The 14,394-nt window shown below is 61.9% G+C and carries 12 protein-coding genes and 2 pseudogenes; 6 read left to right on the top strand and 8 right to left on the bottom strand.

Translation table 11 applies throughout. From position 1 onward, the window contains the following. Positions 1-386: 386 nt before the first annotated feature. Positions 387-1,424 (bottom strand): annotated as a pseudogene (locus RW095_RS04630) (chloride channel protein); the annotation flags it as partial. Between the two features lie 357 nt (positions 1,425-1,781). Between RW095_RS04630 and RW095_RS04625 the strand changes: the two are divergent. From RW095_RS04625 to RW095_RS04605, 5 genes and pseudogenes are all read left to right on the top strand, one after another. Then, positions 1,782-2,096 carry a transposase gene (locus tag RW095_RS04625; protein ID WP_317016305.1) on the top strand — a complete coding sequence of 105 codons (315 nt, stop codon included), beginning with the start codon at positions 1,782-1,784 and terminating at the stop codon, positions 2,094-2,096. After that, entirely contained in the window at positions 2,093-2,752 is a 660-nt protein-coding gene (locus tag RW095_RS04620; protein ID WP_317014820.1) for an IS3 family transposase, read from the top strand. The genes RW095_RS04625 and RW095_RS04620 overlap by 4 nt, the downstream gene beginning before the upstream one ends. A 191-nt stretch (positions 2,753-2,943) precedes the next feature. Then, a pseudogene (locus tag RW095_RS04615) lies at positions 2,944-3,883 on the top strand (IS110 family transposase). A gap of 322 nt (positions 3,884-4,205) precedes the next feature. After that, positions 4,206-5,255, top strand: a complete 1,050-nt coding sequence (locus tag RW095_RS04610) for an IS110 family RNA-guided transposase (protein ID WP_317014819.1) — start codon at positions 4,206-4,208, stop codon at positions 5,253-5,255. A gap of 18 nt (positions 5,256-5,273) precedes the next feature. Beyond that, positions 5,274-5,567: an IS3 family transposase gene (locus RW095_RS04605; RefSeq protein ID WP_317014817.1), complete on the top strand. Its 294-nt coding sequence runs from the start codon at positions 5,274-5,276 to the stop codon at positions 5,565-5,567. 900 nt (positions 5,568-6,467) lie between these two features. Here RW095_RS04605 and RW095_RS04600 read toward each other — a convergent pair. Continuing rightward, the gene (locus tag RW095_RS04600; protein WP_317014815.1) at positions 6,468-6,758 is read right to left on the bottom strand and encodes a type II toxin-antitoxin system RelE/ParE family toxin; all 291 of its coding nucleotides are present in this window, start codon (positions 6,756-6,758) and stop codon (positions 6,468-6,470) included. Continuing rightward, positions 6,755-7,063, bottom strand: a complete 309-nt coding sequence (locus RW095_RS04595; protein ID WP_317014813.1) for a type II toxin-antitoxin system RelB/DinJ family antitoxin — start codon at positions 7,061-7,063, stop codon at positions 6,755-6,757. Before RW095_RS04595 ends, RW095_RS04600 begins: the two co-directional genes overlap by 4 nt. Positions 7,064-8,123: 1,060 nt before the next feature. Here RW095_RS04595 and RW095_RS04590 point away from each other — a divergent pair. Further along, entirely contained in the window at positions 8,124-8,504 is a 381-nt protein-coding gene (locus RW095_RS04590) for a response regulator transcription factor (RefSeq protein ID WP_317014812.1), read from the top strand. Between the two features lie 155 nt (positions 8,505-8,659). Here the strand turns inward: RW095_RS04590 and RW095_RS04585 are convergent, their stop codons facing one another. From RW095_RS04585 to RW095_RS04565, 5 genes are all read right to left on the bottom strand, one after another. Next, a complete protein-coding gene (locus RW095_RS04585; RefSeq protein WP_317014810.1) occupies positions 8,660-10,114 on the bottom strand; it encodes an ATP-binding protein in 1,455 nt (484 codons plus the stop codon). Positions 10,115-10,278: 164 nt separating this feature from the next. Further along, positions 10,279-10,494 (bottom strand): hypothetical protein, encoded by a 216-nt coding sequence (locus RW095_RS04580; protein ID WP_317014809.1) that lies wholly within the window; start codon positions 10,492-10,494, stop codon positions 10,279-10,281. A gap of 835 nt (positions 10,495-11,329) precedes the next feature. Further along, a complete protein-coding gene (locus tag RW095_RS04575) occupies positions 11,330-12,499 on the bottom strand; it encodes an IS91 family transposase (RefSeq protein ID WP_317014807.1) in 1,170 nt (389 codons plus the stop codon). Positions 12,500-12,514: 15 nt separating this feature from the next. Further along, positions 12,515-13,393: a tyrosine-type recombinase/integrase gene (locus tag RW095_RS04570; RefSeq protein WP_317014806.1), complete on the bottom strand. Its 879-nt coding sequence runs from the start codon at positions 13,391-13,393 to the stop codon at positions 12,515-12,517. Between the two features lie 723 nt (positions 13,394-14,116). Continuing rightward, a complete protein-coding gene (locus tag RW095_RS04565; protein ID WP_317014804.1) occupies positions 14,117-14,386 on the bottom strand; it encodes a DUF1488 family protein in 270 nt (89 codons plus the stop codon). Between the last annotated feature and the right edge of the window lie 8 nt (positions 14,387-14,394).

Genomic DNA, 14,394 nt, shown 5'->3' with positions numbered 1-14,394 from the left:
GTCTTAGCAGCCCGGCCGCAATGGATTTGGCTGTCAAGCGAATAGTTGCTTGCCGTTAAAATAGCGCGTGAACACAGACACTTCCTGCCAACTGTGGGGGCCACAGGCAAATGCAAACCCACGTGACAACGGGCCGGAGAAGGCAAAAGAGATTGATGAACCGACAACCTTTCCGGGACAGCATCGCAATGACGGCACTGATCGTGCTGGCTTCAGACCACGTCAAGGCTGGGCGCGCCGATGATTAACGGCGAAGTCGTCCAGATCGTCGAAATTCTGGCGCGCTCCGTCTTCGCTGTCTTCGCGGCCCTCGGCGCAGTGGCGCTCGGTGTGATCTACGGCGTATGCGATATGGCGAGCCTGGCGCTGATTGCCATGAGCGCCTGCAAACCCGGTGTAAGCAACCCGCCCTCCGCACCCGCTCGCAGGCTGCTCACTTCGATGGCGACCTTCAGAACGAGCAGCGTAGCGGCAAGCCCGATGGTCAGGTCGCTATCGAACGAAAGGGTGGCCGCCCCCTTGCCATTGCCCGCCAATTGGGGGAAAACCATCACGAGCACACCAATTGCCGCGAAATTAAGAAGCGAGAACATCGGCAAGCGCCGGTCTTTCGGGGCGCGCGCACGCGCGCCTTCAGTCAGACGGGTGAATCCCCATGCAGCGATTCCAAACAAAGGACCGCAAATCGCCGACCATACGACGAGCGGTTCACTCAACGCCAGTCGCCCAACCTCGTACTGATGTTCGTTGCCGAGCGCTAGCCATGCCGTTATCGCGGCAATGACCGAAGTGACCACTGCCGGCACAAGAGCCGACCAGTCGAAGGTGCCCAGCAAGACTTCGAGTACGAAGAGCGCGCCGGCCAGGGGTACGTTGTAGACGGCGGCCAGCCCGGCCCCTGCACCGCAGGCGACCATGATGCGACGCTCGGCAGCGTTCAATCCCGCCCGGCGCGCGAGCCAGTCGCTCAATACAGCGCCAATCTCCCGTGGCGCCACTTCTCTGCCGAGCGGCGAGCCCAGCGCGACCGTGACGATTTGCAGCAAGGCATGCACGACGGTGCTGGTCACGGGCATGCGAAAACCGTCTGGCTTGACGGCTTGCTTAATGCTTACGAGCGGCCGTCCAAAGCGGTAAAGCGCCCACCACCCCATGCCCGCTACGAACCCGCAAATGACCAGCGCAGCAAGCCGCCGCACGGGTGTGGCAGCGCTCACGCCACTCAGGAAGCTTTCGTCACGCGCTACGTGGCTGAGGCTGAGACTGTAACCGTACGCCAGATGCTGGATCGCGTGGAGCAAGAGCGCTAGCAGCATGCCGCCGAGTCCGGCGCCGACGCCGGTTAGCACGATAACTGCGGCGAGGGCGGAGAACCGGCGATAGGGGATTTGCAAGCTGCCAAGTGACGATGGTTCAGTAGCCATGATGTGTCGCAACAAGAGGTAACTGATAACAAGGCGCAAGCGATGCGTCGGCCGGAGCCACGGCACGACCCGCTGGAGCCGCGCCCCCGGTATGGCTTCAGCCAACAGCCGCCGTGATTCAAAGGGCGCGGCGCGCCCAGCGATGCGCGGCTTCCCCGGAAGCGGCCGGCGAAGCTAAAACATATTGACCACGACAATGCCCCCTGCCATTTTGTTAGGCGCGTGCGCCGGCGCGCGGTCGACGACGGCGGCGCTCGGGGCGCTGCAGCAGGAAGGAAAGTCGAACGTGCCTGTCATCGGATATGAAGTTGACCCGTGAAAACGGACACCTATTCTTTTTGAAGAGGAGGTGTCGAAATGGGCAAGACTCGTACACCGTACCCGGCGGAGTTCCGGGCGCATATGGTGGAATTGGTCAAGGCCGGGCGTACACCGCAGGAGCTCGCGCTGGAGTTCGAACCGACGGCACAGACCATCGTCAACTGGTGCGCGCAGGCTGAGCGTGATGCTGGCGTACGGCATGACGGGCTGACCACGGCTGAACGGCAGGAACTGACGCGTCTGCGCCGTGAGAATCGCCAGTTAAAAATGGAGCGCGACATTCTCTCGCAGGCTGCGGCCTGGTTCGCGAGAGAGACGGGAGCCGTGCCACCGAAGGGTACGGATTCATGAAAACGAACCGGGCCCGCTGGCCCATTGCCAGGATGGCACGGCTGCTCGGGGTCTCGACGAGCGGTTTCTACGCGTGGCTGGTACGCGAGCCATCGCAGCAAGCATCCAGCGATGCGCTGCTGCTGGCGCGCATCCGTACGCTGCATGCGAGCTCGCGCGGGACGTATGGCGCGCCACGTATCCACGCGCAGCTCGCACGCGAAGGCATGCACGTGGGACGCAAGCGGGTGGCGCGGCTCATGCGCATGGCAGGGTTGTGTGGGGCCAGCCGGCGGCGCTGGCCACGAACCACGCGGCAACGTGCGGGGGCACGGCGCGCACCCGACCTGGTACGCCGGCACTTCAGCGCTGATGCGATGAACGTGCTGTGGGTTGCAGATGCCACCTACATCCCGACTGACGAGGGCTTTCTGTATCTGGCCGTGGTGCTCGACGTGTTCAGCCGGCGCATCGTTGGCTGGGCGATGTCCAATCATCTGTATACGGAACTGATGCTGCGAGCGCTGGACATGGCATTGCAGCAGCGCCACCACGATGGGGTGATTCTGCATTCGGACAGTAAGAATACGGGTACCAGATGTTTCCGGGCAGTCACCGTTTCGAAAGAGGGGCTTTCGGGAGAGGTCTGGTGCCGTAGAGCGTTCCGGGCGACCTGACCCACATTCCGATCGACTCAATGTCTTTCCCTGGACCCGTCGGTCCTCTGGAACTGCCGAACGGCGAGGTTTCACCTCGTCGATACGTGTGACTCAAGAAGGGCCTGACGCCCTGTCACTTTACTGTCTTGTCCAGGTACTCGATGCCGGTGAGATCGCCCATATCCTATCGGCAACCGGAGCGAGGCTGTATGAAAGAAGAACAGGCTACTGCTGGCCGTCGCAGCATCGTAGGCGGCGTTGATACGCATAAGGATCTGCATTTCGCGGCTGTGGTTGACGAACTTGATCGCCTTCTCGGCAGCGAATGCTTCCCAACCACGCGGCACGGCTACAAGCAGATGTTGCTTTGGATGCGCTCATTCGGTGAGCTTGTCCGGGTCGGCGTCGAGTGCACCGGGAGCTACGGCGCGGGCTTACTGCGCTACCTGCAGCAGGCCCATGTAACCGTGCTGGAGGTCACCGCACCGGATAAGAGCGACCGGCGCAAACGTGGCAAGGACGACACGCTGGACGCCTACAACGCGGCTCACGCTGCCTTCGCCGGCGTGCGTACCGTCACGCCCAAGACGCGCGATGGCATGATTGAGTCGCTACGCGTTCTGAAAGTCTGCCGGAAGACGGCCATTTCGGCGCGTCGCGTCGCTTTACAGCTGATCCACAGTACCATCATCAGCGCGCCCGATGAATTACGTGAATCACTACGCGCGATGACACGAATGCAGCTCATCCGAACATTGGCTGCGTGGCGTCCGGATCTGTCGGACTATCGGAACCTGACCTCTGCTTGCCGAATTGCACTGAAGTCGCTGGGACGTCGGTATCTGGAGTTGCACGACGAGATTGCCGACCTCGACGTCATGATCGCAACGCTCGTGGACGAACTCGCCCCCGATCTTGTCTCGCGAAATTCGATTGGTTACGAGTCGGCTTCGCAACTGTTATTGACCGCAGGCGATAACAGCGACCGGAACCGACGCTCGCACAAGGGCCTACGTCGCCAAACGTGTCGGCGAGGGGCATTCGAAACTTGAAGCAATCCGCTGCCTCAAGCGCTATATCGCGCGGGAGGTCTACTACGTAATCCAGCAACGCAACCGCCAGATCACGCAGGCTCAAATTACCGCTTGATCTTTAGAAGGGCGTCCAGGGCTGTCAGTACACGTCCATTGCCTTCGGCCGACGTTGTCGCGAGGCCGGCGTGCAACCGTCAATGGGGACCGCCGGCGACGCCTATGACACTCAGTCCAAAATACGCCTTGAACGTCGTTCCGATCTGACCCAGCCTATGATTGGCCGCGCTGCCTTCGCGTTGACCTGTCGATTGGATTCGACGTTCCCCGAGCGTTGCCGGGCCCAGCGTCTGTGACCTGATAGGAGCTTCGTATTGCGCCGTGAGTGTCCTGTCCTGCGATTGGGGTTGGCGATGCGTTCACCCACAAGGAAGACACGAATGGAACAAGTGGAAGTGATTTTAGGCGTTGATACCCATCTGGATGTTCATGTTGGAGCCGTCATCAATCAGACGGGAAAACTGCTCGGAACCCTCACTGTTTCGGCAAGTGCAAGCGGATACCTGGATCTGCTCATCTGGGCGCAATCGTTCGGCGTGCTTCGTCGCGCCGGCGTAGAAGGGACCGGCACGTATGGCGCCGGGCTGACGCGCGTCCTGCTGGATCATGAGATTGAAGTCCGGGAGGTAAATCGGCCGGACCGCGCGGATCGCAGGTTTCGAGGCAAATCCGATACCACCGACGCCGAAAGCGCTGCACGCGCCGTGCTTTCAGGCAAGGCCGCAGCGATCCCAAAAGACAAATCGGGCGCTGCTGAGGCTATGCGCGCTGTCACCGTCTCACGGCGAAGTGCTGTTAAGGCGAAAACCCAAGCCATCAATCAGCTGAGAAGCTTGCTCGTCAGCGCACCTCAAGACATTCGCGAGCGCCTTTCGAGCACAAAGATCGCCGAATGCGTTGCGAACTGCGCTCGCGTCAGGTCGCTGGGCAACACTCCTATGTTGCAGACTCTGGCCATCACGCTTCGCTTGCTGGCGAAGCGGTGGATGGCTTTGGAGGATGAACTGAAGGCGCTTGATGCAATGTTGGAGAAGCTTACCAACCAGTACGCTCGTCGGCTTAGGGGGCGCTTCGGTGTCGGACCTCACACCGCCGCGATACTCGTTACTGTTGCGGGCGACAACCCTGAACGACTAAAAAATGAAGCGTCTCTCGCAGCGCTTTGCGGAACGAGCCCTCTCCAGGCGTCATCTGGTAAAACAGTACGGCATCGACTGAATCGCGGGGGAAACCGTTCTGCAAACAACGCGCTATGGACAATAGCGATGGTCCGCATGCGCAGTGACCCGAGAACCAAAGCGTACGTGCAACGTCGCACCCATCAGGGTATGTCGAAGAAAGAAATTCACCGCTGCTTGAAGCGGTACATAGTCAGAGAACTCTATCCTCTCATTCTCGCCGATCTAGCGGATTCCAAAGCCTTCGCTTGACATAGGAGCGTCAACGCGATGTGTGAGTCGTTCTTCGGCACGCTCGAGGCAGAGCTGCTATCGCGCGAACACCTTGCAACTCATGAGCAGGCGCGTCGGCGCGTGTTCTCGTTCCTGGAAGGTTGGTACAACGTACGCCGCCTGCACAGCAGCATCGGGTATTGCTCGCCGCTCGAATTCGAAAACCTGCATGCGCCGCATCAGCCCTCACCACAGCGCGGGTTGCCCACCGCCGGGCAGCGTCAGGGTCGAGAGAAGCGACCCGCCGCCCGGCCGTGGACAACCCGCGAGTCAACCCTTAACGGAGGCTAGACCAAATCGAATCGCTGACTACAAATCTGTCCGTCAAACCGGGTCAACCTCACATCTATTTCATCTGCACAGTCTGCCATCGCCGGAATGAACTGCGCGCTCTGCCCCGCCTTGGCCCCGATGATCCGCTCGAGCTTGAGCAGATCCACAGATAAAAGGGCACCGTCTCGCTCTTGTTATACGACGACATCAACGGCGAGGCTCTTTGCGCGTGCCAGCAGCGCCAGGGAGAGCGCCCGCATTAATTGCGTCAACCTTCTGTATTGACGGTATGCTGACATCGGCCAGGCTTTGCGGGACAAGCGTTCGCGGGCGCGAAATTGAATGTGCCAACGGCAGCGGGCCGCACAGTCCATCGAGACGATTGCGGACGTCCCTATATCGATGGAGTCGGCCCGGTCAGCTCTTAACCGCACGTCAGGGGCGTGGGCCGATTTTTTTCTAACTAACGTATTCAAGTGCGACAGCCAATCGGGCAGCCATACCTCGCAAACGACCTTCGAGTTTGAACGGCTCGCTTGTCGCCTCGTCACACGAGAGGATGACTTCGATGTTGTCAAAAATAGTGACGAGATCGAAAGCTGTTACGCCTGAATCGCGAAAGTCCCATCGACGCCCACGCAGAGAAGACACCACTTCGGTTAGCAGACGGAGCGTGAAGGGCGTGCCTTCAGCTAACCGGCCAAGCGACGACGAACTCTCACCGGCTGCAGACTGCTGCAACGAGAGCCGAATCCCAGTTCCGCATAGATCCACCGAGCGGCGACGTCGCTTTGCATATGCTTTGACGCATGCCGAATGCCGGCGCGGTCTGTTTGATGTCCATTTGCGTTTTAGCCCGGCCATGTTGCGCTGAGCCAGCTTGCCGCCGGCCGAGAATGATCACCTGGTGACCATTGGTTAATCCAGCGTTTCATCGGGCCATAGCTGCGCGCCATGCAACATCCTGAGAATGCGCACCGTGTCTCCCATGATCCGATAGGCTGCGATATACGGTGTCCTGCTTATAACTAACTCGCGGGTACCTTCGATACGGCCGGGACGGCCTGTCTCGGGAAACTGAAGTAGCTGCCTGACGTGCACACGAATCCGATCATCTACGACGGCGGCCGCATATGGACTGTCCGCTTCAATGTAATCAAAAATCGCGTCTCGATCCTCTATTGAGAAAGCGGACCATTCAAGCCTCACGCGTCACCTTCGCCGGCTTTACGAAGGGCCGCAGCCCGACGCTTCCCAAAATGAGCTTCGACTTCATCGTCCGAGGTAGCAGGTCGCGAGTCGTTCAATGCTTCCTGCACTTTCGCGCGGAACCAGGCGTCATGCGCGGCCGGGTCAGTCGCGAAGGCAAACGGCAAAGCACCTTCGTTGGCGACACGCGTCAGAAGGATTCGGACGGCATCCGAGACAGTCAGCCCCATGTTGCCGAGCACCGCAACCGCGCGCTCTTTCAATGCAGGGTCGATGCGTGTTTGCACCAATGCAGTAGCAGCCATGGCGATTCTCCTACGTAGCTCCAGATTGCATATTGTAATTCATTTGAATTACAACGGAATTCCTTTTTGACACCAGCAGTCGCCCAGCGTGTGACAGGCCGGCGACCGTCAAGCTTGGGCGGCTGGCCGTACTTACTTAATAGGAGCCGGCGGCCGCCCCAGCGGCGGCAACAACGGACGCTGTTTGTGAACCGCGCGGGCAATGTCTTCGACGCGCCCCCTGTAATTGAGATCCTTTGACAAGTCGAGGTATGCCCGCGTTGTGAGCGCCGGGATTAGCTGATACGGCGCGAACGGGGCTCAGCTCGCAAACGGAACTCTGGGTTGATTCGCCCTCCTCCCCGCGATGTCCGGAAACGAAGGGGATGAACGCTCGCGCAAGCAATTTTTCCACTATCGTTGTGCGGTGCAGCATTCAGCGGGGTGGCATGTTCGGTCAGGCTTCAACGCAACTTCCGCGTCAACTAAATCTGTTACCACCGTCGGGTCCGGTTGCAACTAATTTTGTACGCAATACGCGTCCATTGCCGTGCCTCGGCATCACACCAGACGGTGCAATGGTCGGCCCGACTTCCACGAGCTTAGCCTCGAACCGGTCACAAGCCGCTGGTCGAGGTCGTCGATCAGTTTGGATAGCCTAAGTCTCGTCCGCCGTCGCTCGATGGCCGGTCTGCGGCGAGCAGATTGCGGGCGGCACTGCCTCAACCCGGCCAGGAGGCGACGGTCGCCATTTGGCTTCGAGTGGCCGAGGTTTGAACGATAGCGGCCGACGCGGAATCGGCAATCTGGATAGGTCCGAGCGAGCCTCCGCCAGACATGATTCCGGCGAAGACGCAGACGGTTTGCGCGCTGCCCGGACCGGGGCGGTAAATCATCAGGTCAGCAGCGGCGTAGAAACTGGCACTTGTCCCGGTGACTCCGGGGGCGGTTGCCGTTGCTCCGGTCCATACCTTTGTATCATGGGAATCCGGCTGTTTTGGCACTACGCTTCCCAGCGAAGCGTTCATCTCGGACGCTGGCGCTCTTCGCTGTCGAGAGCGCCCCACGCCAGGCGATCCCTATGGATCCTCTCCAGCTTGTTTCGATTGTCGACGACGACCAGTCTGTCCGCGTGGCCACCGAAAGCCTGGTGCACTCGCTGGGGTGGCCGACCCGTACCTTCGATTCGGCCGAGGCATACCTGCAGTCGAGGCCGCCTGCGGGCACCGACGCGACGGGATGCCTGATTTCCGATGTGCGCATGCCCGGCATGTCGGGCATCGAGATGTTTGAGCACCTGCTCGCGCTCGGCGCTGCGCCGCCGACGCTCCTCATGACAGCCTTTCCAACCGATGCACTGCGCGCGCGGGTGGCCGCGGTGGGCGCCTTGGCCCTGCTCGAAAAGCCACTCGACGTCGCCGCGCTCGAGCGCCATCTGACGCGTGTGCTCGGCACGCCATGATCGAAAGCCGTCGCCGTCGTCGCTTGCGTCCCGTGCCGGGAGCGTGCCGTGAGGCGTTCGCGAGGCTCGTCGCGGCGCCCTGGTGACGACATGGCTCTACGCCGCGTGCCTCCCGTGAGATGGCCGGGTTCGCCCTGCGGATCAGACCGCGCCCGCTACGAGCGCAGAACCTCCGTGCTCGCCTGCGCGCTCTCCGTGGTCGGCAGCGTGAAGCGGAAGACGGCGCCGTGCGGCACGTTCGGTACGGCTTCGAGCCGTCCGCCGTGCGCCTCGACGATGGTTCGGCTGATTGCAAGGCCCATGCCCATGCCCTCGGCCTTCGTCGTGTAGAACGACTGGAACAGGCGGTCGACGTGCCCAGGATCGAGACCGGTGCCCGTGTCGCGTACCTCGACCATGGCGGTGTCCGGGCCGGCCCTGGCTGTGCTGATCGTCAGTTCGCGCGGCCTGCCGTGCACACCGGTCATCGCTTCAATGGCGTTGACGATCAGGTTCATCAGCACCTGTTGCAGCTGTACACGGTCGCCCTTGACGAGGCGGACGACATCCGAAAGATCGTTGCGCAACACGACGCCGTTGCGCAGCAATTCGGGGCGCGTCAGCGCCACGACTTCGCCGACAGCTTCGTTGAGATCCCAGTGCTCGATGCGCGGCGGTACCTTCTTGACGAGCGCGCGTACGCGGCTCACCACCTCGCGCGCCCGGTTGCCGTCCTTCTCGATGCGCGAGAGCGCCTGCCGGACTTCCTCAAGCACCGGCGGCCGGGCATAGAGCCAGCGCAGGGCCGCGTTCGCATTCGTGACGACGGCGGCGATCGGCTGATTGACCTCATGGGCGATCGACGCGGTCATTTCGCCGACCACCAGGACGCGGTTCAGTCGCGCGAGATCGGCCTGTGCCTGCTGCAGCGCCTCTTCCATCCGCTTGCGTTCGCTGATGTCGATGTTGGTCTCCAGGATCAGCGCGGGTTGTCCTGCATTGTCGCGCTGGAGCGACCAGCGGCTCGTTACGACGACAGGCGTGCCGTCCATCTTCCGGTTGATGAGCTCCCCTTCCCAGCGGCCTTCGCGCAGCAGCCTGGTCATGATCTGCTCGACCGGCGTGACGAACGTTGTTTGCAGTAGCGTGTGCGCGACTGCGCCGAGCGCGTCGGTGCCCTTGAATCCATACAACTCCTCGGCGCCGCGATTCCAGTAGAGGATTTTGCTGTCCATGTCGCGCGAGAAGATGGGGTCATGCGTCAGGTCGAGGAGATTCGCCTGACTGCGGAGCGTCGATACCGTTTGCTGCGCGTGCAAGGCCAAGGCCGTCACGAGGCCGATCGTAACGATGCTGATGCACCCGTTGATGAAGCTCTCCGCGCTCGGGCGGGCGGGCGGCGCGAGCGCCCAGCTCAAGATCGTGAGTGCCAAGCAGCCGAGTCCGACAAGCACGACGCTTCGCGGCTTGCAAAAGCGCGCGGCGATCAGCACAACGAGCACATAGAGCGTCGCGACGGCGATGTCGAGCACCGTGGCCGTATCGACGATGAAGATGACCGCCGCCAGCGCGGCGGTCGCGACAGCGAGTGTGACGGTAGTCTTGCGCGGCGAGCGCCTTTCGTCTGTCATCCCGGCTCCAGCTCGATGCGTTTGATCGGCACGCTAGTGTGCGGCGTGGGCGACTCACGCTTGCGTATATTTCCCGGCTGGAAGAAAACCAGGCAAGCGGGTTAAGTATAGGGATGTTGACTATCCCCTTACAAGCGGAGCGTTGCCGTGCCTGGCGAGACAGCTCAGGACAAACGAGCCCGGTGGTCGGTTTCGGGGCATCGCTCGATGAGGGCGATGACGGTCTGCAACTCCTGGTCCGTCGCCATCGCACACGGCGCGTCGGCCAACGGGCTGCTGCGCGCGTCTACTTCAACGCTATTGCCGGCCCAGCGCGCGACGCCGCGCATGACACCAGCAAGCGCGAGGCGCTTGAGCTGCTCGAGTACGCGTGGGGTCAAGGCCCGCTTCGGGATATCGCGGGGTGTTCGCCATCGTCTGACGGTCCGACGTGTTCTCGGCTGTGGGCGTCAGCGCCACCCGCTTGGGCTGCTCTATAAGAGGTCGCCGCTGTGCGATGGCCGACTCGACTGCGCCCTTGTCCAGGTGGTGCGCCGGCACAAAGGGACGAAAGACAATTTCCCATAGACCTGCGTTTCGCAGCCACGAATGTTCCGACGTTTTAGTGTCCTCCTCAGCGTCGTGGGACGCCCGTGTCTTCGACAGTCCGCTTCCGCTATCACTCCAGCCGCACGAAGGCATAATTTGAACGGCCCTTCGGGTCGAGATGACTCATTCGCCGTTACCGGAAGCCGACGTTCCACTGCATTTCATTGCGAATGACGGCAAAGCGGTGCACTGCGGCCGCACGGCGACTGGACCGCGAGCGTCGGCTTTGGCCGATGACTTGGCTGTGAGCGACGCTACCGAACGACCGTTCCTGTTAAGCGTTGTTCGACGCCTGCCCATGTCTGCCACCGCGTGAGTACACGACGAGGCATGCGGGCAGGCGTTGGACAACGCTCGAGGGAGGAAACCGCGGAGTGGTCCAGGACGGCAGGAATATTGCGCAGCTATGGGGATTTAAGTGCTCTCATGAACTGCGGAGACTCACAATCTTCAGTCGAAGCGAGGGTTTGGTGGTCACGTAAATATTCTGCTGCATCCATGCTGCACGTCTGTAGAGGTGTCGCGAGCGCGGCAAGGTCTGCTGGTAACGACAGGCACAAGCGTCTTCTCCTGGCGCTCGTTGCCGAAGAGCCGACAGTCGGTCTGGACAGCCAGGGTGATTCGTCTTCATACGTTGCTTCGGCAAGTGGGCGGAGCGCGAATTGGGTGGCTGCGCAGGAGGATGTCGATGATGATCATCGGCGCGCCGCAATGCCGGCAGACGAACTTCGGGGCGGGAGTGCCCGGTGACGGACCTTCGCTCACAATAATGGAAGCTGGCACGTCTGGCAGCGCCCGTATCGCAGCCAGATTCTGCCGACGCACGGGATTGGCCAGCAGACCATAGTGGCGAATCCGATGGAAGCCGACAGGCAGTACATGCAGCAGGAAACGCCGCATGAATTCCCGTGGCTCAAGCGTCATCGTCTTCTGGCGTGTGCGGCCGCTGGCCCGATAGTCCTTCCATCGGAAGGTCACGCCGCGTTCGCCGAGTGCTATGAGCCGCTGATTGGAGATGGCCACGCGATGCGCGTAGCGCGACAGATACGCAAGCACCGCTTTCGGTCCCGCGAACGGGCGCTTCGCATATACGACCCATTCGCACGTACGCAGCGGCGCGAGCCACTGTGCGAAGGCAGTGGGATCGGCAAGCCCGGCGTACTCACCAAAGAAACGCAACTGGCCCCGGCGATGTGCATGGGTGAGCTCTTCCAGGAAGCGCCGCCGGAACAGCCGCGACAGCACACGTACCGGCAGGAAGAAGCCGGGCCGGCAGGCGACCCACCGCTCACCGTCTGGCGAGAGGCCTCCGCCGGCAACGATGCCGTGTACGTGAGGATGGTGCGTGAGCGCCGAGCCCCACGTGTGCAGCACGAGTGTCGCGCCGACCTGCGCGCCCAGATGCTTTGTGTCGGCGGCGATAGTGCGCAGGGTTTCGGCGGCAACGTCGAACAGCAGGCCGTAGAGCACCGCTTTGTTGTACCAGGCGATCGCGCTGATCGTGGCGGGCAATGTAAAGACGACATGGTAGTACTCGACCGGTAGCAGATCGGCCTGACGTGCTTCGAGCCAACGGTGCGCGGCGCTCGCCTGGCACTTCGGGCAATGGCGGTTACGGCAGGAGTTGTAGGCAACCTCGATCTGCTCGCAGCCGGAACAGCGCAACACGTGACCACCCAGCGCCGCGCTGCGGCACTGTTCGATCGCCGACATGACCTTCAGCTGTCCCAGACTCAGCTGTGCGGTCTGTCGCCACACGGGCCCATGCGCGCGGAACACGTCCGCGACTTCGGGCACGGCCGTGCGCCGCGTTCAGCCGTTGTTCTGCAGTTTCTCCAGCGGACTGATCACCTCGCGCAGCAGGTCGGTGGCGACCGGCGCATAGAGTGCTGTCGTCTCCAGCTTCTTGTGCCCCAGCAGAACCTGGATCACGCGGATGTCGACCTTCTGCTCCAGCAGGTGGGTCGCAAAGCTGTGGCGTAGCGTGTGCATCGAGACACGCTTGTTGATGTTCGCGGCTTCGGCGGCGGCATGGAGGGCGCGGTTGAGCTGCCGCGTGCTGGGCGCATCGACCGGATCGAGGCCCGGAAACAGCCAGCCGCGCTCCAGCATCCGGCCCTGCGCGTGCGCCACTCGCCACCAGACACGCAGGCGTTCGAGCAGCACCGGCGAGAGCATGGCGTAACGATCCTTGCGGCCCTTGCCCTGTTCAATGCGCAGGGTCATGCGCTGGCCGTCGACGTCGCCGACCTTCAACGCCACCACTTCACTGGCGCGCAGGCCGGCACCGTAGGCGACCGATAGTGCGGTCTGGTGCTTCAGATTGCCGGTGGCGGCAATCAGGCGGCCCACTTCGTCCGGGCTGAGCACGACCGGCAGGACGCGAGGCACGCGCACGGGTTGCATGCGTGCCATCAGGTCGGGCTCGTGGAGCGTGATCCCGAAGAAGAACTTCAGTCCGGTGATCGCCGCATTGAGCGACACGGGTGACACGCCGTGGTCGACCAGATGCAACTGGTAGCGCCGCAGGTCCTCGACGGTGGCGGTGTCAGGAGAGCGTCCGGGAAAGCGCGTGAACTCGCGTACGACACGCAGATAACCGGCCTGCGTCTTCGGTGCGAGCTGACGCATGCGCATGTCGTCGGTCATGCGCTGGCGCAGCGGACTGATGGGCTGAGGTGTGTGGGTCATGACTCTGCTCCCGTTGAACGACGAGGCGGATTGCCTCGCCCTTCAACATGAAAACAGAGTCGGCTTCCTCTCCAGAACCACTAGCATTGGACCGGAGCCCCATACCGCGCGAGCGGTTTAGTCCAGAGACTGATACCTGCCCCTAGTGCGGCAATGGCCGAACGGCGGCAACGGGTCGAAAATACGCCTTCATTGATGTCGTCAGCGGCCCTTGCCGGCTGCCGTTGTCGAACGACCGCTGTGCTGCAGTGAGCGGGCATGCCAGTTCCAACACGCGAGGACCGCAATGGCCGACTTGCCGTCCTCGCGGATCACCTCCGGCTGCCCGACCGCTCAGCTAGCCGTCCGCTGAAGTGCCGCTTCGTCGCCGGCGAACAGCGGCTTGGCGGGGCGATGTGTCCATTCCGATACGGGCTTCTGAGGCATGTAACGTTTCCGGCTTCCCTCGTATCGACGGACGCCATCATCTGAGCAGGTAGGAGCCGCGCTGGCGCTTTCGCGTATAGGTATAGGCCGCATCGGCGGCCGATTCTCCTCTCAAGCTAAGAGGTGCTAAAGATGGTGCCGCGTTCCCGAGAATCAAACCGATTGGTTTGCGTACGCAACTAACGGTCAGGCCCTCGCAGCGGCCGGCTCGGCTCCGCCACAACAGCGTTGCCCAAAAAAGGGCCCCCGGCCAGATTGTCCATGTTTCCAGGAGGGTGCCCGATTCACCCGCGCTGTTCAGCGGCGCTCGAAATCATCGGGTGTCAGCTCCAGGCGTGCGCACGGATGCGCAAGCAGCTTCCGTTCGGCGATGGCGCGGATGCGGCTGTACCCGTCCCCGAAAATCCTCAGGATCCGGGCGTCCCCGGCCTGCGGCTCAAGCCAGAAGTGGGCCTCCAGCGCTGCAATCGCGACGATGCATTCGACGGAGGTGTTTCCGCGGACGAGCCAGAACGACACGCCTTGTCGATTTGCCAGAATCTGCGGCTCGAATTCAGGTTTTTCCATGGCTGGTT

The sequence above is a fragment of the Paraburkholderia kirstenboschensis genome, assembly GCF_032806925.1.
GTDB lineage: Bacteria > Pseudomonadota > Gammaproteobacteria > Burkholderiales > Burkholderiaceae > Paraburkholderia > Paraburkholderia kirstenboschensis.
Note: the sequence above shows the minus strand (reverse complement) of the source record. Positions and strands in the feature narration are given on the sequence as shown.